The sequence below is a fragment of the Bacillus sp. 5w2 genome, from assembly GCF_054353775.1.
Genome location: NZ_JBTIWT010000021.1, coordinates 1 through 17428, shown reverse-complemented (window position 1 = coordinate 17428; position 17428 = coordinate 1). Strand labels below are relative to the sequence as shown.

20 protein-coding genes are annotated in these 17428 nt (G+C 37.0%); 10 read left to right on the top strand and 10 right to left on the bottom strand.

Features of this window, described 5'->3' with window-relative positions; all coding sequences use genetic code 11:
- Positions 1 to 3: 3 nt before the first annotated feature.
- Together ACXY7N_RS25335 and ACXY7N_RS25330 are read right to left on the bottom strand one after the other, a co-directional pair.
- Complete coding sequence (locus ACXY7N_RS25335) at positions 4 to 1380, bottom strand: glycine--tRNA ligase (protein ID WP_000287155.1); 1377 nt, start codon at positions 1378 to 1380, stop codon at positions 4 to 6.
- A gap of 346 nt (positions 1381 to 1726) precedes the next feature.
- Entirely contained in the window at positions 1727 to 2440 is a 714-nt protein-coding gene (locus ACXY7N_RS25330) for a DNA alkylation repair protein (RefSeq protein ID WP_016135916.1), read from the bottom strand.
- A gap of 118 nt (positions 2441 to 2558) precedes the next feature.
- Between ACXY7N_RS25330 and ACXY7N_RS25325 the strand changes: the two genes are divergently transcribed.
- A complete protein-coding gene (locus tag ACXY7N_RS25325; protein ID WP_016085747.1) occupies positions 2559 to 3026 on the top strand; it encodes a hypothetical protein in 468 nt (155 codons plus the stop codon).
- 133 nt (positions 3027 to 3159) lie between these two features.
- Here ACXY7N_RS25325 and ACXY7N_RS25320 read toward each other — a convergent pair whose 3' ends face one another.
- Positions 3160 to 4485 carry an ArsB/NhaD family transporter gene (locus ACXY7N_RS25320; RefSeq protein ID WP_016085748.1) on the bottom strand — a complete coding sequence of 442 codons (1326 nt, stop codon included), beginning with the start codon at positions 4483 to 4485 and terminating at the stop codon, positions 3160 to 3162.
- Between the two features lie 290 nt (positions 4486 to 4775).
- On the opposite strand from ACXY7N_RS25320, the gene kapD reads away from it, so the two are divergent.
- Positions 4776 to 5399, top strand: a complete 624-nt coding sequence (gene kapD, locus ACXY7N_RS25315; RefSeq protein WP_016085749.1) for a 3'-5' exonuclease KapD — start codon at positions 4776 to 4778, stop codon at positions 5397 to 5399.
- 41 nt (positions 5400 to 5440) lie between these two features.
- Here the strand turns inward: kapD and kapB are convergent, their stop codons facing one another.
- Positions 5441 to 5824 carry a kinase-associated lipoprotein KapB gene (gene kapB, locus ACXY7N_RS25310; RefSeq protein WP_016085750.1) on the bottom strand — a complete coding sequence of 128 codons (384 nt, stop codon included), beginning with the start codon at positions 5822 to 5824 and terminating at the stop codon, positions 5441 to 5443.
- A 169-nt stretch (positions 5825 to 5993) separates the two neighbouring features.
- Here kapB and ACXY7N_RS25305 point away from each other — a divergent pair, with 169 nt between their 5' ends.
- Both ACXY7N_RS25305 and sodC read left to right on the top strand, forming a co-directional pair.
- Positions 5994 to 6170, top strand: a complete 177-nt coding sequence (locus ACXY7N_RS25305; protein WP_000982763.1) for a hypothetical protein — start codon at positions 5994 to 5996, stop codon at positions 6168 to 6170.
- A gap of 68 nt (positions 6171 to 6238) precedes the next feature.
- Positions 6239 to 6778 (top strand): superoxide dismutase [Cu-Zn], encoded by a 540-nt coding sequence (gene sodC, locus ACXY7N_RS25300; RefSeq protein WP_016085751.1) that lies wholly within the window; start codon positions 6239 to 6241, stop codon positions 6776 to 6778.
- Between the two features lie 127 nt (positions 6779 to 6905).
- Here sodC and ACXY7N_RS25295 read toward each other — a convergent pair whose 3' ends face one another.
- Positions 6906 to 8057, bottom strand: a complete 1152-nt coding sequence (locus ACXY7N_RS25295; RefSeq protein WP_088084539.1) for a MalY/PatB family protein — start codon at positions 8055 to 8057, stop codon at positions 6906 to 6908.
- Positions 8058 to 8174: 117 nt separating this feature from the next.
- On the opposite strand from ACXY7N_RS25295, the gene ACXY7N_RS25290 reads away from it, so the two are divergent.
- Complete coding sequence (locus ACXY7N_RS25290) at positions 8175 to 8426, top strand: YugE family protein (protein WP_000537644.1); 252 nt, start codon at positions 8175 to 8177, stop codon at positions 8424 to 8426.
- Between the two features lie 34 nt (positions 8427 to 8460).
- On the opposite strand, the gene ACXY7N_RS25285 is transcribed toward ACXY7N_RS25290, so the two are convergent.
- Together ACXY7N_RS25285 and ACXY7N_RS25280 are read right to left on the bottom strand one after the other, a co-directional pair.
- Positions 8461 to 9300: an alpha/beta fold hydrolase gene (locus tag ACXY7N_RS25285; protein WP_016085753.1), complete on the bottom strand. Its 840-nt coding sequence runs from the start codon at positions 9298 to 9300 to the stop codon at positions 8461 to 8463.
- A 109-nt stretch (positions 9301 to 9409) separates the two neighbouring features.
- The gene (locus ACXY7N_RS25280) at positions 9410 to 10402 is read right to left on the bottom strand and encodes a 2-hydroxyacid dehydrogenase (RefSeq protein ID WP_016085754.1); all 993 of its coding nucleotides are present in this window, start codon (positions 10400 to 10402) and stop codon (positions 9410 to 9412) included.
- Positions 10403 to 10655: 253 nt separating this feature from the next.
- Here ACXY7N_RS25280 and ACXY7N_RS25275 point away from each other — a divergent pair, with 253 nt between their 5' ends.
- From ACXY7N_RS25275 to yugI, 3 genes are all read left to right on the top strand, one after another.
- A complete protein-coding gene (locus tag ACXY7N_RS25275) occupies positions 10656 to 11153 on the top strand; it encodes an Lrp/AsnC family transcriptional regulator (protein ID WP_000255702.1) in 498 nt (165 codons plus the stop codon).
- Positions 11150 to 12340: an aminotransferase gene (locus ACXY7N_RS25270; RefSeq protein WP_016085755.1), complete on the top strand. Its 1191-nt coding sequence runs from the start codon at positions 11150 to 11152 to the stop codon at positions 12338 to 12340. The genes ACXY7N_RS25275 and ACXY7N_RS25270 overlap by 4 nt, the downstream gene beginning before the upstream one ends.
- Before the next feature lie 252 nt (positions 12341 to 12592).
- Positions 12593 to 12937: a S1 domain-containing post-transcriptional regulator GSP13 gene (yugI, locus tag ACXY7N_RS25265; RefSeq protein ID WP_000003765.1), complete on the top strand. Its 345-nt coding sequence runs from the start codon at positions 12593 to 12595 to the stop codon at positions 12935 to 12937.
- Positions 12938 to 13049: 112 nt separating this feature from the next.
- Here yugI and ACXY7N_RS25260 read toward each other — a convergent pair whose 3' ends face one another.
- Positions 13050 to 13283 (bottom strand): DUF378 domain-containing protein, encoded by a 234-nt coding sequence (locus tag ACXY7N_RS25260; protein ID WP_000105788.1) that lies wholly within the window; start codon positions 13281 to 13283, stop codon positions 13050 to 13052.
- 274 nt (positions 13284 to 13557) lie between these two features.
- Here ACXY7N_RS25260 and ACXY7N_RS25255 point away from each other — a divergent pair, with 274 nt between their 5' ends.
- Both ACXY7N_RS25255 and ACXY7N_RS25250 read left to right on the top strand, forming a co-directional pair.
- Entirely contained in the window at positions 13558 to 14910 is a 1353-nt protein-coding gene (locus ACXY7N_RS25255) for a glucose-6-phosphate isomerase (RefSeq protein WP_016085756.1), read from the top strand.
- Positions 14911 to 15017: 107 nt separating this feature from the next.
- Positions 15018 to 15431: a YugN-like family protein gene (locus ACXY7N_RS25250; protein WP_016085757.1), complete on the top strand. Its 414-nt coding sequence runs from the start codon at positions 15018 to 15020 to the stop codon at positions 15429 to 15431.
- Here ACXY7N_RS25250 and ACXY7N_RS25245 read toward each other — a convergent pair.
- Both ACXY7N_RS25245 and ACXY7N_RS25240 read right to left on the bottom strand, forming a co-directional pair.
- Positions 15418 to 16413 carry a potassium channel family protein gene (locus ACXY7N_RS25245; protein WP_016085758.1) on the bottom strand — a complete coding sequence of 332 codons (996 nt, stop codon included), beginning with the start codon at positions 16411 to 16413 and terminating at the stop codon, positions 15418 to 15420. The genes ACXY7N_RS25250 and ACXY7N_RS25245 overlap by 14 nt on opposite strands.
- 94 nt (positions 16414 to 16507) lie before the next feature.
- A complete protein-coding gene (locus tag ACXY7N_RS25240; RefSeq protein ID WP_016085759.1) occupies positions 16508 to 17188 on the bottom strand; it encodes an MgtC/SapB family protein in 681 nt (226 codons plus the stop codon).
- Between the last annotated feature and the right edge of the window lie 240 nt (positions 17189 to 17428).

Here is a 17428-nt window from a genome sequence, read left to right as displayed (position 1 = left end):
TAATTAGAACTGGATTTTCTTCTCTAAGAAACCTTTTAGTTCGCTGATTGGCATACGAACTTGTTCCATTGTGTCACGGTCACGTACTGTAACAGCTTTGTCTTCAACAGAGTCAAAGTCATAAGTGATACAGAATGGTGTACCGATTTCGTCTTGACGACGGTAACGTTTACCGATAGAACCAGTTTCGTCAAAGTCTACCATGAAGTCTTTAGCTAGTTCTGCGAATACTTCAGTAGCACCTTCAGATAGCTTTTTAGATAATGGTAAGATAGCTGCTTTGTATGGTGCTAAAGCAGGGTGGAAACGAAGAACTGTACGAGAATCATTTTCTAATTGCTCTTCTTCATATGCATCACATAAGAATGCTAATGTTACGCGGTCAGCACCTAAAGATGGCTCGATGCAGTACGGTACGTAACGCTCATTCGTTTGTGGATCGATATAGTTAAAGTCTTCATTAGAGTGTTCCATGTGACGTTTTAAATCGAAGTCTGTACGAGATGCAACGCCCCATAGTTCGCCCCAACCGAATGGGAATCGGAATTCAATATCAGTTGTTGCGTTACTGTAGTGAGATAATTCCTCTTCACCGTGGTCACGAAGACGCATGCTTTCTTCAGTCATACCAAGTGAAAGTAACCAGTTCTTACAAGTTTCACGCCAGAATGCGAACCACTCTAAATCTTCACCAGGCTTACAGAAGAATTCAAGTTCCATTTGTTCGAATTCACGTGTACGGAATGTGAAGTTACCAGGCGTGATTTCGTTACGGAAGCTCTTACCGATTTGGCCGATACCAAATGGAAGCTTTTTACGCATAGAGCGTTGTACGTTTTTAAAGTTTACGAAAATACCTTGTGCTGTTTCAGGACGAAGGAAGATTTCGTTCGTGCTAGACTCTGTAACACCTTGGAATGTTTTGAACATTAAGTTGAACTGACGGATTTCAGTGAACTCTTCACTACCGCAATCAGGACATTTTACTTCATGTTCTTTCATTAAGTCAGCCATTTGGTCGAAAGTAAGACCATCAACAACCATTTCGATGCCTTTTGCATCTAATGCATCTTCAATTAATTTGTCAGCACGGTGACGCGCTTTACATTTTTTACAGTCGATCATTGGATCGTTGAAGTTACCAACGTGACCAGAAGCGATCCAAGTTTTTGGGTTCATTAAAATAGCTGCGTCTAAACCAACGTTGTATGGAGATTCTTGAATGAATTTTTTCCACCAAGCTTTTTTAACGTTATTTTTTAATTCGATTCCAAGTGGACCGTAATCCCAAGTGTTTGCAAGACCACCGTAAATTTCAGAACCAGGGAAAACAAAACCGCGATGTTTTGCTAAGTTTACAACTTGTTCCATTGAATACATAATAAAATCCTCCTTTTGAAAGTTAACGTATTGGCGATGACGTGCTCTGGTACTTGTGAAACGAGCAGTATATGCTTTAAAAAACATAAAAAAACGCTCATCCCAAGGCTTAATTGCCTAGGGACGAGCGTTTGCCCGCGGTTCCACCCTAGTTGATACACAACAGGTGCATCCACTTTATCACGTATTGCTCGAGACTGCCGTTTCCTTGCGGTTTCAGGCTTTCACTATCCCTGAATCGCTTTTTGTGCAAGTACTTATAAGTCCGTCATCGCTACTTATATTAATAATAATGAACATATTCTAACACGTTCTTTTTTAAATCTCAATAGAGGAACGCGTCTATCTATGATAGAGTCTCGCCTATTTTTTCGTTATTTATTCCGTAATTTTGTTTAATATGCTTAATTGCTTCACGTTTACTAAGGGGAGCAAGCTCGTTATTTTGCACGTATTCCCAAACGACATCGGGCTTTGTTTTTGCATATTCGCGAAGGACCCAGCCAATCGCTTTTTGAATGAAAAATTCTTTTGAAGAATGTAGTTGTCCAATAATCCAGAAAAGAAGTTCTTCATCCATTTTTTGTTTATATTTTAGCTGGAATAAAATAGCGGCGCGTTGTAACCATATGTTATCTGATGCAATCCATTTTGGAATATAGGCGGAAATTAATTCTGGGTGTTTTAAAAAGATATTCCCTAAAAATGTAGGAACGATGCTATCGACAGAATCCCACCAAGATTTTGTTACAATCAGTTCTTCTAAAAACGGGATATGCGTTTCGTTTATATACTTTTTATATTTTTGCATAATATCGAGTGCGGCCGCTTGAAATTCACGTTCTGGTAAATCCCAAAGTTCACGTACGATAACTTGGAAATCCTTTTGATCTGGGAGAGTATGTATTTGAATAACGTCTTTTAATAACTGTCTTCTTTCAGGTGTTTGAATACCGAGAAATGGAAAATGATTTTTCATATAACGTGCCATCGGTTCTGCTTTTTCAAGGTTTTTATGAGCTATGAAATGCTCTTGTAACGCTTTTACAAATGGATGCATAAATCCGTTCTCCTCTCTAACTAACTTACTCCTATTATTATACAGAGAGTTTGGTTAAATTTTAAAACATAACTTGCAGAGTAATGAAATATGTTGAGAGTAGAGAGGAGAGGATAAGATGGAAGATCAAGGCGTACTAGCAGGTTTCTTTGCTCTTAGTTTTGCGTTTATTCTTGTTATATTGATTTGGGCAATTATTTCGTATTTGTTAACGGCTTTTGCACTGTATACGATGGCGAAAAATGATGGTGCAACGGATGGTGTTCTTGCTTTTATTCCTTTTATAAATAGTAAGACATGGGGGGATTTAGCAAAAGACAAATTGCCAGATTTCTTGAAAGAAGAAGCAGGATGGAAAGTATTCGGCATATATGTCGCGTGTTTCATCTTTAACTTCGTACCAATAATAAGTTTACTAGCAACAGCTGTATCGATTGTGCTGTCTATTTATCTTATCTACGCTATTTTAGACAGGTACGGAACGAACTCTATATTATTTACGATTATTCATACCATCACATTTTCGGTTTTCTTACCGATTCACTTGTTCATTATTCGGAATGAGCCGGTAAGGTATAACGAGTAGATATATGCGGGGAGCTGTTTCGAAGATATTTTGGAACAGCTTTTTGTCGGTAAATTGATATTTCGTGTAGAATCGTTGATATAAATTCGTTGACCAAGAAAAAAGGGCTGCCACATAGGACAGCCCTTTTCTACTACATAAGGTAGCGTAAATAAATATAAATATGAGAAATGATTAATGAAACGATCATAATTGGGAAACCGACTTTTAAGAAGTCCATGTAGCTAAACTTATGTCCTTCGCGGCTTGCAATACCTGCAACAATTACGTTAGCTGAAGCTCCGATTAATGTTCCGTTTCCACCTAGACAAGCACCTAATGCTAATGCCCACCATAATACGTCGATTTGTGCGTCAGAAGGTGATAAACCTAGCCCAACTGCCATATCGTTAATAAGTGGAATCATTGTTGCAACGAATGGAATGTTATCAATTGTTGCAGAGGCGATACCAGATACCCATAGAATAAGGATAGATGCTTGAGAAATATCTCCGCCTGTTATTCCAATTACTTTTTGAGCTAACGTTTTGATAAGCCCGATATCAATAAGTCCTCCAACGAGTACGAATAGTCCTGCGAAGAAGAAGATTGTTACCCACTCTACACTTGCGAATACCTCTTCAATTTCATGTTCTTTCACACCAATTAGCATAAGTACAGTTGCACCAGTTAAGGCAATGATAGCTGCATCAACATGGAAGATGGAGTGAGTCATGAAACCTACGATTGTAAGTCCAAGTACTGTTAAAGATTTTTTCATTAATACAGGGTCTTTAATGTATTGCTTTTCATCTAAACTCATTAATTTCTTAACTTGTACAGGATCAGCAATTAATTGTTTGCGGTACATGAAGTAAAGTATTACTGCTGTAACACCAATAATAATAATTACGATTGGCGCTAAGTTTAGCAAGAATGCATTGAAGTCTAAATGCTTATTTGCAGAACCAATCATAATATTTGGCGGATCACCAATTAATGTAGCTGTTCCTCCGATGTTTGAAAAAATAATTTCAGAAAGTAAATAAGGAACAGGATTTACTTGCAGTATGCGCGTAATAGATAAAGTAACTGGAACAACAAGAAGTACAGTTGTAACGTTATCTAAAAATGCGGAACCAAGCGCAGTAAGTAAGGAAAGCGAAATTAAAATTTTAATTGGATTTCCTTGCGCCCCTTTTGCTGCTTTAATGGCAACGTATTGGAAGACACCCGATTTACTCGTAATGTTCACCAAAATCATCATACCGATGAGTAGCGTAATCGTCCCCCATTCAATATGTTTCGTAAAGGCGTTGTGTAAATCAACGACTCCCATAATTACCATGAGTGCTGCACCAAGAAGTGCGATGACAGCGCGATTAATTTTTTCTGAAATAATAATGGCATATGTAATTAAAAAGACTGCGATAGCAAAATAATACTGCCAGTTTGCGAGCTCTTGCGTTGTTTCGTGCAAAAATCTCATCTCCTTTCATTCACTTTTCTTAGTGTGTCAAAAAATTAACTAGATGAAACACACATAAAGTCATTATAAAGTAGAAAAAAGGGGGATGTAAATGAAAGGACTTATTTTGTCATATTTTCTGCATCGGTCATTTTTTCTTATTTTTAAAAATATTTGTGGGCATTTGACATATATATAAGATACATCCAATCTGAATATTTAAAATGGAATTAGCATTCGAGCTTGTTCGTGTAGGAGTGTCAAATAGAAAGGAATGACAAAGATGATAAGGAAGGGATCGTATGGATGAACAACAATTTTTATTTTTGGATTTTGAGTTTACGATGCCCCAACACAGAAAAAAACCAAAAGGATTTTTCCCGGAAATTATTGAGGTAGGACTCGTTTCGGTTGTTGGCTGTAAGGTAGAAGACACGTATTCTGCTCATGTTAGGCCGAAAACTTTTCCTTCTTTAACGGATCGATGTAAGAAATTTTTAGGAATTAAACAAGAAGTCGTAGATAAAGGAATTTCGTTTCCAGAACTCGTTGAAAAACTTGCAGAATATGAAAAGAGATGTAAACCGACCATTGTTACGTGGGGAAATATGGATATGAAAGTGTTGAAGCATAATTGTGAAATGGCGGGAGTAGACTTTCCATTCTTAGGACAGTGTCGTGACTTATCACTTGAGTATAAGAAGTTTTTTGGGGAGAGAAATCAAACAGGATTGTGGAAAGCAATTGAGGCGTATGGAAAAGCAGGAACAGGAAAGCATCATTGTGCGCTAGATGATGCGATGACGACGTATAATATTTTTAAATTAGTAGAAAAAGATAAAGAGTATTTAGTGAAACCAGCACCTCCAACATTAGGGGAACTCGTTGATTTTTCAAAAGTGTTAAAGAAAGTGAGTACACAGTAACGACCAAATTGCACAGTATGTAATTTGGTCGTTTTGTTTTTTTAAAGTTTGTAGTCTTTTTTTAACTGCTCTAATGTTTCTAGACTACGAACCGCAAAAGGTGAATCATCTTCAGAAAATGAATTCATTTGAGTTTCTAATGCTAATTTGAGTGACTCTGTATAATCTGGAATTTCTCCTTCATATTTCTTCACCATTTGCTCTGGAATATTCGTCTGTTCCCGGAAAGCTAAAGCACGTCTTTCATGGAAAAATGGTACGTCAGCTTGTTTTACGTTATGTAAGTCACCTTGTACCGGATGTTTTAAAACAGCTAATACTTTTACGACGTAACTGCCAGGACGGCTATTTGTAACTTCGCCGATATATTTGCCAGTTTTATAAATACCAGTAACGATTTCACCAATTTCAAATGTTTCTCTCATATTTTTCACCTCAAGTTTATAGTAAGGAAAGTGCGCGAAGGAGTCAAAGAAATCATTCGCTTTCGGAATGCCCCCTTGAGAATATGGCTAGGTTCCACTATAATTTTATATTATATAACAGAAAATTCTGATGTTTTATAAATCCTCTAATAAGGAGTGTTCTATTTATATGATGCCTTTATATTTTCCGGAAGATAAAACAGAATATATTATTCCAGGGATTGTTTGCGTTCTATTTATTATTGGTGCCGTTGCTACGTGGCGTATGTTCATTCGTGTATCCAAACGAGAAGCGGAGCGGTTACAGAAAGTTGAAGAAAAACTTTTAGCGGAAAAGAAACAGTAACTCATTTTTGTATGTTTCCCTCCATGCTCGGACAATCTAAGGGCAGAATATATTTTGGAGGGAATAGAATGAAAAAACGGCTTTTTTTCAGTTGTTGTTTATTATTTCTGATGGCAGGTTGTGACCAAGGAAAGCCGAAAGAAATTGACGTGAAATTACATAATGCTTCAGGCGATGAAGTGGGGACTGCGAAAGTAGTGCAGCAAACAAGCGGAGTGAAAATCACGATTAAAGGGGAAGGGTTCGCACCTGGCCCGCACGGCATACATGTACACGAAATTGGTGAGTGTAAAGCACCACGTTTTGAATCATCTGGTAATCATTTTAATCCTGATGATAAAAAGCATGGACTTCTTAATCCGAAGGGTGCAGAAAACGGTGATTTACCGAACGTAATTGCAGACGGTTCTGGAAAGATTAAAGCGGAAATCAATGCACCACATATAACGCTGGGAGAAGGAAAAACGACGATTCATAGAAAAGATGGAGCGTCTATTATTATTACAGAAAATGCTGATGATGGCATGACACAACCGACAGGTAAATCCGGCGATCGAATTGCTTGTGGTGTCATGGTAAAAAAAGCGTCGGATATGAAGAAAAAGTAAAAGCTACCGTGCATGGTAGCTTTTTTTGTGAAACGTAATTGAAAATATATCAGCGGTTATTGGGATATATAAATTTACCAACAAGAATTGAGAAAGGAGGCTGTCCACGATGCAGCCTCCTTTCTTATCATGAAAACGTATGGCGCAGTCTGTTTAAAATTTCTTCTAAAACAGATCTTGGACAGCCGATGTTAATTCGAATATGATCTTCGCCGCCTAATCCGTATTTTTCACCGGGCTCAACGATGATTTTCCCTTTTTCCTCAAGTAATGTGGTGCGCTCATTTTGAGAAAGCTGTAGGTGAGAGCAATCAATCCATAATAAAAAACTACCTTCTGGCTTCGTTACGGAAAGAGTAGGTATGTGATCTTTAATATATTTACAAGCGAATTGAGCGTTATCTTCTATATATAATCGAATTTCATTTAGCCAATCGTTACATTCTGTATAGGCACTTTGCATCGCTGTATAGGCGAATATATTTAATCCGTGGAAGCCTTGTCTATATTGGATAGCTGTAAAGGCTTGACGGAGTTTTTCATTTGGAATGATAATAATCGATGCTTGTAATCCAGCGATATTAAATGTTTTACTCGGAGCCATGCAAGTAATTGTGCGCTCTGCTAATTCATCTGATAAGGAAGCGAACGGTGTATGTGTATGATCTGCATAAATAATATCGGAATGAATTTCATCTGCGACAACGATTACATTATATGTTGTACATAGCGCGCCAAGTTGTGTGAGTTCCTCTTTTGACCAAACACGTCCGATTGGATTGTGCGGACTACAAAGAAGCATGAGTTTGACACCTTGTTGAAATTGCTTTTCTAAATGCTCAAAGTCTATCGCATATGTATCATTTTGTTTCTGTAATGGACTTACGCATAATTGTCTATTGTTGGTTGTGACCATTTCGAAAAATGGGGGATAAATAGGTGGTTGTACGAGAACGGATTCGTTTTCTTTTGTGAAGGCCTGTATGCTCGTACTAAGAGCTGGAACGATCCCCGGGCTAAAGACAATCCATTCTTTTTGTATATCCCAGTTGTACTGTTTTTTTGTCCAGTTACAAATAATATCACCAATATTTTCGGGAGGAAGTGTATAGCCAAAAATAGGATGCTCGATACGTTTCTTTAAAGCAGTTTGAATTGGTTGTGGTACTTCAAAATCCATATCAGCAATCCAGGCATGGAGAAGCTCTTCGTTTTTATATGTATCCCATTTTGTACTATGAGTTCCACGTCGATTGACTGTTTTATGAAATAGTTGCATAAGTTTGCCCCCTTCTTCTGTAAAACCGTTAAGTTATGAAAGTTCTCTCTCTTCTTATAGAATAGCTGATGTGATAGGATAAAGAAAAGTATTAAAAAGTGAAAAGGCGGGAAGCGAATGGGTACATATGAAAAGATGATAGAGGTTGTGAAGAATTGGGATCCGTTTCAAATGGGACCGGAATTTTATGAAACAGAAGCGAGCGATGTTGTGAACGTCGTAAGTGTGTTTGATGATTCAAAATACATCGCAAAGAAGATTCAACATATATACTTTATGTCTTTTGAGGAAGTACCTGCGCTTGAAAAATGTGAGAAGTTGGCTGTGGAATTACTTGTAATAAAAGAAGGCGGAAGTTGTTCATTATAGGCTGTCGGAATGTCCGACAGCCTTTTTTTATATATTATTGCGCAGAAAAAGCGATAATTTCTTCATAAACATGTTCAGGCTTTTCTTCAGGTAGTAAATGTCCTGTGTTTTCGTAAGAAATAAACTTCGAATTCGGTAAATCTTTGTGTAGACGGTGACCTACATGTACAGGGACGACGCGATCTTTTTCGCCCCAAATGAGTAGCGTAGGTGTTTCGATTTTTTGTAATTCAGTTGAAGGCAAGTCACCTTCACGGTCTCGTATCATCCGAGTTAAAGCGGGGAATATACGGTTGTCATAAAAAGGAGCGGAGTAACCTTCCTTCATTTCATCGTCAATTAATGAGTGATCATGAACGACATTCATTAAGTTATGAACAATGCCGCGCCGGATAATCCAGTTCTTTACGTATAAATGAAAGAACGGTAAATAAGAAGAGTACAGTAAAGGCAAAGTTGCACGTGCTAAATAGCTAGAGCTGCATAGTAAAATCGTCTTTGAGATTAATTCAGGGCGTATACGGTTTACATAGAGAGAAATTTGTCCACCCATAGAATGCCCAACTAACACAATATTTGAGAGAGATAAATGTTCAATTAAATCGATAATAACCGTTGCTAAATTGTGATAAGAATACTTAAAAAGATGAGACTTATCACTTTTTCCGAAGGGCGGTAAATCAAGAGCAATTACTGTACCTGCTTTCGATAGTAAAGGAATGAGGCGGCGGTAACTGAATGAGGAAGATAAAAAGCCGTGAACGAGTACGAAAGTAGGACGTTCCGTTTTGTTGTCATGTTCATACAATTCATAATGAATAGTAGTGCCGCGAGTGGAAAAAGTGAAATAAGGACAAGTATATTCGTGATTCATTTTTTGTCACTCCATTGATTTTTGTTCATATCATTTCCAGGTAAGAAAAAAATATGTTAACAAAAAAAGGCAAGATGACGATGTCATCTTGCCTTTCGCTTATTAATCATTACCCGCGAACAATATTAGGCGGTGTTTTTCCTTGTAACCCTGCAACTAAATTTTCAGCAGCTGTCATAGCCATTTGCTGCCTAGTTTTTAATGTTGCAGATCCGATGTGTGGTAAAGTCACGACATTTTGTAGTGATAAGAGCGGATTATCCTTTTGAACCGGCTCTTGTGTAAACGTATCGATGCCTGCTGCAAAGATTTTCTTTTCGGTTAACGCATGGATTAACGCTTCTTCATCTACTGTTTTCCCGCGAGAAGCATTAATAAAGATTGCTGTTTCTTTCATTAATGAAAATTCCTTTTTTCCGATAAGATGATACGTTTCATCTGTTAATGGAGTAAGAAGAACAATAAAGTCAGACTGTTTGAGTAGCGTCTGTAAATCACAATATGTAGCATCGAATTTTTGTTCAGCTTCTTCTTTACGGCGACGGTTATAATACAGAACATTCATATCAAATCCGAATTTCGCTCGTTTTGCGACAGCTTCACCAATTCGTCCCATTCCGATAATACCGATTGTACTATGGTGTACATCCAGTCCGAAGTGCTCTTTTCCAATTTCGGCATTCCATTCACCATTTTTTACGTAGGAGTCGAGTTCGCAAACACGGCGACCAGCAGATAGCATAAGAGCGAAAACAAGGTCAGCTACTGTATCATCTAGTACGTATGGTGTATTCGTTCCGATTACATTTCGCTTTTCCATCACTTGTAAATCAAAATTATCGTAACCGACAGAAATGTTGCTCACTATTTTTAAGTTAGGAGCCGCCTTCAATAATTCTTCATTAATAGCAGATCCAAAATTTAATAAACCATCTTTATCTTGTATTTTTTCCAATAGAACATCACGAGGTACCTTCTCATTTTGCTCCCATTTTTCATAATCACAGTGTTCTGATAAATAGTTTTCTACAAATGTTGGAACTGGTTCAGCAATATAAACTTTTGGTTTCACGGTTCCATCCCCTTTCGCTTTATCACGCATTTTTCCACTGATTAAAGTTTCACTTTACCCCGCTTTAACGGACAGTAAGCCTCCCAGCTCAAAAAGCAGCTTAGGTGGGAAAGCAACTGTCCGTAAAAGCCCGATTGGTGCGGGCTAATAATCAGCGGGGTGAAGCATTCCGCTGATTAAAGTTTCACTTTATTTTGACATAATTCACTAAAAAAATCTTCTTTTCAAACTGGAAAGGGTATTTGTATAATTTAGACACAAACGAAAAGGAAGGATGATTTATATGGTGACAGAAAAAGAATTAGAATTATTAGCTTGTCTTGAAAAAAGTAGTCGATTATCTGTAGATACATTAGCGAAGCTGTTAAATATAGAAGTAGAAGAAGTAAAGAAAATGGTTGGAAAATTAGAAGCGGAAAAGATTATTGTGGATTATGTAACACATATCGATTGGACGAAGGTGAAAGAACATACAGGTTTAACGGCGATGATCGATGTGAAAGTTACGCCAAAGCACGGCGTTGGATTCGATGCGGTTGCTGAGCAAATTTATCGTTATTCAGAAGTGAAATCTGTGTATTTAATGTCAGGGACATATGATCTTTCTATTACATTAGAAGGAAAGACGATGGGCGAAGTAGCGATGTTTGTTTCAGAGAAATTAGCAACAATTGAATCTGTCGTTTCTACAACAACGCATTTCATTTTGAAGAAGTATAAACATGAGGGAATTATTTATGAAAAAAACGATGATGATAAGCGAATTGTGGTGACACCATGAAGCAATTTGAACTATCTAGAGCGGCAGAATCTTTACAACCATCTGGTATTCGAAAGTTTTTCGATTTAGCAGCGAATATGAAAGGTGTTATTTCTCTTGGAGTAGGAGAGCCTGACTTTGTTACACCTTGGAATGTAAGGCAAGCATGTATCCGTTCTTTAGAACAAGGATATACGTCATATACAGCAAATGCAGGATTATTGGAGCTCCGTCAAGAAATAGCAAAGTATCTAAAAAAACAATTTGCAGTATCTTATGATCCAAATGAAGAAATCATTGTTACAGTTGGAGCGAGTCAGGCGTTAGATGTAGCGATGCGCGCCATTATAAATCCTGATGATGAAGTACTCATTATTGAACCAAGTTTCGTTTCGTATGCACCACTTGTGACATTGGCTGGAGGAGTTCCAGTTCCTGTGGCAACTACTTTAGAAAACGAGTTTAAAGTACAATCAGAACAAATTGAAGCAGCTATTACAGCAAAAACAAAGGCAATTTTGCTTTGTTCACCAAATAACCCAACAGGTGCAATGTTAAATAAATCCGAACTTGAAGAGATAGCAGTGATTGTTGAGAAGTACAATTTAATTGTATTATCTGATGAAATTTACGCAGAGCTTGTATACGACGAAATATATACAAGTTTCGCGAGTATTAAAAATATGCGCGAGCATACGATTTTAATTTCAGGATTTTCAAAAGGATTTGCGATGACAGGATGGCGCCTCGGTATGATTGCAGCTCCTGTTCATTTTTCAGAATTAATGCTCAAAATCCATCAATATTCCATGATGTGTGCACCGACGATGTCTCAGTTCGCAGCACTTGAAGCGTTACGCGCGGGGAATGATGAAGTAATTCGGATGAGAGATAGCTATAAGAAACGCCGTAATTTTATGGCGACATCTTTCAATGAAATAGGATTAACATGTCATGTTCCGGGCGGAGCATTTTATGTCTTTCCTTCTATTTCTTCAACTGGACTATCTTCGGTAGAATTTGCAGAACAGTTATTGTTAGAAGAAAAAGTGGCTGTTGTACCTGGAAGTGTATTTGGCGAAAGTGGTGAAGGATTTATTCGTTGCTCGTATGCAACATCGCTTGAACAACTGATGGAAGCAATGAAGAGAATGGAACGGTTCGTAGAAAATAAAAAAAGGACAAAACACAATACGTTTTGTCCATAAAAGGGGGGGAATACTAGAAAGCCATGTGTTAGTATTCTATCCCAATATTGGAGAATTATACATACTACAGGAAATTTTTCGTTAATTTTGAATGAGTTCTGTCATAGTGGTATAATTTACTAATATAAGGTATGCGTATCCTGAGTAGCTTTACTTAGGATACGTACTAACCAATCGGATATTTAACAATAAATCATCTGCTTTGCTATCTACAATTGTAGAGAAAATGGTAAACGTATGGGAGTGTTTCATATGTCAGAACAATATACAACAGGAGTGGTTGTAACAGGGAAAGTGACTGGGATTCAAGATTACGGTGCATTTGTAGCGTTAGATGCAGAAACACAAGGACTTGTGCATATATCTGAAATTACAAATGGATATGTAAAGGATATTCATGACTTTTTAAAAGTCGGCGATACAGTAGAAGTAAAGGTACTTTCAATTGATGAAGAACACAGAAAAATGAGTTTATCGTTAAAAGCGGCGAAAAGAAAACAAGGACGGATTCTTATACCCAATCCATCTGAGAACGGATTTAATACGCTGCGAGAAAAGCTAACAGAATGGATTGAAGAGTCCGAGTTAACAAAGTAAAAGAGGAGCGCATATGAGCGTTCCTCTTTTACTTTATCTTATGATATATATTTGCAAATATGATTGCATGCAATCATATTCGTATGTCGGAGGTGAAGTAAAGACATACTGACTAGCGAATTTCGTTCGTTTCTGGGTGAGTGCCAAGATTTTCTGATGGTTTAAAGAGTAAACCGAGATTGATAAGCCCAGAAATACCAACGATGCCGTAAATAATGCGTGCAAGAGCTGAGTTTTGTCCACCGAAAATGGCTGCCACTAAGTCAAACTGGAAGAACCCGATTAGTCCCCAGTTCACAGCGCCAATTACAGTAAAGACTAATGCGATACGTTGCAGAGTACTCATGAAAAAGCCCCCCTTAATTGTGAAGCGTAAGCAAGCGATGAGTTAATTAACTCTTTTATAGAATGGTGCAGTTATGTTGTTTTTATACATAAAAAATGTTTGAAAGGAGATGTATATACATCTATACCGAAAAATGCGAATTTTTATGCAAAAAATGAACTTTTTCTAAAAAATATATTTTGGTTACGTTTACAATGGTTGAATCGCTTGATTTACAACTTCAGTTTCGCTAAAGTGAATACAGAAATACATATCCATAATTGGAGGGAAAAAGATGAGTACACATGTAACGTTCGACTATTCCAAAGCGTTATCCTTCATCAGTGAACATGAAATCACTTATTTACGTGATGCAGTGAAAGTAACACATCACGCAATCCACGAAAAAACTGGAGCTGGGAACGATTTCCTTGGGTGGGTAGACCTTCCGCTTCAATATGACAAAGAAGAATTTACTCGCATTCAAAAATGCGCAGAAAAAATTAAAAATGACTCTGACATTTTACTTGTTGTAGGTATCGGTGGTTCTTATCTAGGAGCACGTGCAGCAATCGAAATGTTAAACCATTCTTTCTACAACACGCTTTCTAAAGAACAACGTAAAACTCCACAAGTGCTATTTGTTGGACAAAACATTAGCTCCACTTACATGAAAGATTTAATGGACGTATTAGAAGGTAAAGACTTCTCTATTAACGTTATTTCCAAATCAGGTACAACAACAGAGCCGGCACTAGCATTCCGTATTTTCCGTAAGTTATTAGAAGAAAAGTATGGAAAAGAAGAAGCTCGCAAACGTATTTATGCAACTACAGATAAAGCGCGTGGTGCATTAAAAACATTAGCTGATAACGAAGGTTACGAAACATTCGTTATTCCGGATGATGTTGGAGGACGTTTCTCTGTATTAACGCCAGTTGGTTTATTACCAATCGCAGTAAGCGGCTTAAATATTGAAGAGATGATGAAAGGTGCAGCTGCTGGTCATGATGACTTCGGAACATCAGAGCTAGAAGAAAACCCAGCTTACCAATATGCAGTAGTTCGTAACGCTTTATACAATAAAGGAAAAACAATTGAAATGCTTGTTAACTATGAGCCAGCACTTCAATACTTCGCTGAGTGGTGGAAACAGTTATTTGGTGAAAGTGAAGGAAAAGATCAAAAAGGTATTTTCCCATCTTCAGCAAACTTCTCAACTGACTTACACTCATTAGGTCAATACGTTCAAGAAGGTCGTCGTGACTTATTTGAAACAGTTCTAAAAGTAGGTAAATCTACACATGAACTAAAAATCGAATTAGAAGACAACGATTTAGATGGATTAAACTACCTTGCTGGTGAAACTGTAGACTTCGTAAACACAAAAGCATACGAAGGTACATTACTTGCACATAGCGATGGTGGAGTACCAAACTTAATCGTAAATATCCCTGAATTAAATGAGTACACATTCGGTTACCTTGTATACTTCTTCGAAAAAGCATGTGCGATGAGCGGCTACTTATTAGGCGTAAATCCATTTGACCAACCAGGAGTAGAAGCATACAAGAAAAACATGTTTGCTTTACTTGGTAAACCAGGATTTGAAGAGTTAAAAGCAGAATTAGAAGAGCGTTTAAAATAATAAAAAGCGACCGGAATCCGGTCGCTTTTTATTATTTCAACGAAAAGTCCATCAGTATATTCAAACTAGAGTGGGTATGCTAAAGAAAAAGTCTAGGAGGGATGGGCTTGATTCCGATTCAATCAAATTTAGAAGGACGTACCTATGCGTTATATAAGTTAGAAGAGATAATGAAGCCACTTGGATATAGTATTGGTGGCAATTGGGATTATGATAAAGGATGCTTTGATTACAAAATCGATGAAGAAGATGGCTATCAATTTTTACGAGTGCCATTTACAGCGGTGAATGGAGAACTAGATGTGTCGGGCGTAATAGTCCGTCTTGAAACGCCTTATATTCTTTCGCACGTATATCAAAACGAACTAGATGATCATGTGAATACTTTAACTGCTGGAACAAGTGGTATGGATCAATTTGCTGAACCGAAAGATCCAGATGGAGATGTGAAAAGAAAATATATCAATATTGGAAAAGTGCTCATACAGGAACTAGAAAAACATTTTCTTAATGGTGAATAACAATGAGTATGTCGCTTTCAATGAGAAGAAAGGAATGGACTGGATTAATTATATATTGTTCGTCACGCTTTATACCTAGTAAGAGGATGTTTTGCTTTAAAAGAGTATAGCTGCAATTTGCAAAAGTTTGTCCGGTGCAGGACGGAAAAAGCTCCATCAGTTGTAATTTGTTATCAGAGATTTCATCGTAAAGTGAAAATAGTACGCCTGAAATGGAAGGGAATAAAAGAGAAGCGGTAAATACATAGCTCGTTAATTTATTTCCTTCTATAATTTCTGATACACCAGCTCTCGTTGCATTTTGTATTTGTTCAGAAGTAAGAAGTTCAGCGATACAGTGAATGTTTGGATTGAGCCCTTTTGCAGTTAAAATATTTAAAATGGATTGTGTATCTGCTAAGCTTTCATTTTTTTCTTTATCAGCTGTTATTAATATAGTGTGAGCCGTTGTAATGTTAGCTTTTAATAAAGTTTGATCATGATGGGGGCAACCCTTTATAAATTCTAAATGATGAAATGGTTTTGGAAGTAAAGAAAGTGTTTCATCAATTAAAACGATATCAAGGTTCGGTTGTAAAACGTGCATTTGTTTTACAACATGTTTTGCGCGCTCATTCCAGCCGACAATAATCATATGCCCGTTAGAAGTTGCAGCTTCTTCTCCTTTAATTTTCATATATTGTTTATTAATCATATCAGTGGCGAACAGAACCATATAATAAGAACAAAAACCGGTCCCAAATAAAATAATACCCATACCGATAAGTTTGCCTATTAGTGTATGGGGGGCAAAGTCACCATAGCCAACAGTGAAAATGGTAACGATTGACCACCAAATTCCATCAAACCATGTGGTGAAGTGCGATGGCTCTAGTCTATGTATAAGAAAGCCGGAAAAAGCAGTAAGTACAACAATAAAGCAAATTAAACGAAAAATAATGGAATCACGAAATGTATCTACTAAATTCGGACGGGATTTCAAATTCTTATTCCTCCTTACTTTGCAGGACTACATTCATTGTTACCATTATAGAAAAAAGAAAAACTCTCTAATTTAAAAGAGAGTTTGTTTTACATTACATACTTTCCACTTCAGTTTGTTGAACACTTTCAAGATGTTGAAGAGCATAATATACATCAGCGGTATGTCTTTTTTGATCGATAGATAATTTCAAATGCAAATAGTGCGAGCCACTCTCCAATGTTTTGAGCTTCATGTTCTTAACTTTTATATCCATTTCTTTTATTTCTTCAATTACAATTGGGATATTGTCCATATTTCGCACAACAAGTTTTACTGCGATATCACGTTGACGAAAGGATCTAGGTCCTACAAATTTCATTGTTAATGGTATAAGTTCAACACTAATCATAAGGAAACACATTCCGAAAATGGCTTCGATATAGAATCCAGCCCCAACAGCAATACCGATACCAGAAGCACCCCAAATCATAGCAGCGGTCGTTAATCCTGCAATACTATCGTTTCCTCTTCTTAAAATAACACCAGCACCTAAAAAACCGATTCCTGATACAATTTGGGCGGCAAGTCGAAGTGGATCCATATTCATATGATCGGTATGTGGTAAATTGTAAGCTGCTTTAATAGAAACAATCGTCAGGAGGCAACTAATGATAGAAATAACTAAACAAGTTTTTAAACCGAGTGGTTTCCGTTTTAATTCGCGTTCTAAACCGATAGCGAACCCTAAAATGGCCGAGAGACCTAGTTTGATTAATAAGTCGGCATAGTCCATATATATTCCTCCTTGTATGATATGGTATATGAATAAAACATTTATTATAGAAAGATACGTTTTTTGATAGGGTGACTTTATATAGAATATATGTAGGAATTACTTATACATGAAAGAGATATTTCGTTTAAGTATATGATATAAAAAAAGAAATGTGGGTGACTTTAAAAAAAGTTTATAAAAGGTGTTGCATTTCATTTTTCTGCATGATATATTAATAACCGTCGCTGATGCGGAAAC

Excerpts from the sequence above, each read along its gene's own strand:
- ACXY7N_RS25335 (WP_000287155.1), bottom strand. The coding sequence starts at position 1,380 with ATGTATTCAATGGAACAAGTTGTAAACTTAGCAAAACATCGCGGTTTT.
- ACXY7N_RS25330 (WP_016135916.1), bottom strand. The coding sequence starts at position 2,440 with ATGCATCCATTTGTAAAAGCGTTACAAGAGCATTTCATAGCTCATAAA.
- ACXY7N_RS25325 (WP_016085747.1), top strand. The coding sequence starts at position 2,559 with ATGGAAGATCAAGGCGTACTAGCAGGTTTCTTTGCTCTTAGTTTTGCG.
- kapD (WP_016085749.1), top strand. The coding sequence starts at position 4,776 with ATGGATGAACAACAATTTTTATTTTTGGATTTTGAGTTTACGATGCCC.
- kapB (WP_016085750.1), bottom strand. The coding sequence starts at position 5,824 with ATGAGAGAAACATTTGAAATTGGTGAAATCGTTACTGGTATTTATAAA.
- ACXY7N_RS25305 (WP_000982763.1), top strand. The coding sequence starts at position 5,994 with ATGATGCCTTTATATTTTCCGGAAGATAAAACAGAATATATTATTCCA.
- sodC (WP_016085751.1), top strand. The coding sequence starts at position 6,239 with ATGAAAAAACGGCTTTTTTTCAGTTGTTGTTTATTATTTCTGATGGCA.
- ACXY7N_RS25295 (WP_088084539.1), bottom strand. The coding sequence starts at position 8,057 with ATGCAACTATTTCATAAAACAGTCAATCGACGTGGAACTCATAGTACA.
- ACXY7N_RS25290 (WP_000537644.1), top strand. The coding sequence starts at position 8,175 with ATGGGTACATATGAAAAGATGATAGAGGTTGTGAAGAATTGGGATCCG.
- ACXY7N_RS25285 (WP_016085753.1), bottom strand. The coding sequence starts at position 9,300 with ATGAATCACGAATATACTTGTCCTTATTTCACTTTTTCCACTCGCGGC.
- ACXY7N_RS25280 (WP_016085754.1), bottom strand. The coding sequence starts at position 10,402 with ATGCGTGATAAAGCGAAAGGGGATGGAACCGTGAAACCAAAAGTTTAT.
- ACXY7N_RS25275 (WP_000255702.1), top strand. The coding sequence starts at position 10,656 with ATGGTGACAGAAAAAGAATTAGAATTATTAGCTTGTCTTGAAAAAAGT.
- ACXY7N_RS25270 (WP_016085755.1), top strand. The coding sequence starts at position 11,150 with ATGAAGCAATTTGAACTATCTAGAGCGGCAGAATCTTTACAACCATCT.
- yugI (WP_000003765.1), top strand. The coding sequence starts at position 12,593 with ATGTCAGAACAATATACAACAGGAGTGGTTGTAACAGGGAAAGTGACT.
- ACXY7N_RS25260 (WP_000105788.1), bottom strand. The coding sequence starts at position 13,283 with ATGAGTACTCTGCAACGTATCGCATTAGTCTTTACTGTAATTGGCGCT.
- ACXY7N_RS25255 (WP_016085756.1), top strand. The coding sequence starts at position 13,558 with ATGAGTACACATGTAACGTTCGACTATTCCAAAGCGTTATCCTTCATC.
- ACXY7N_RS25240 (WP_016085759.1), bottom strand. The coding sequence starts at position 17,188 with ATGGACTATGCCGACTTATTAATCAAACTAGGTCTCTCGGCCATTTTA.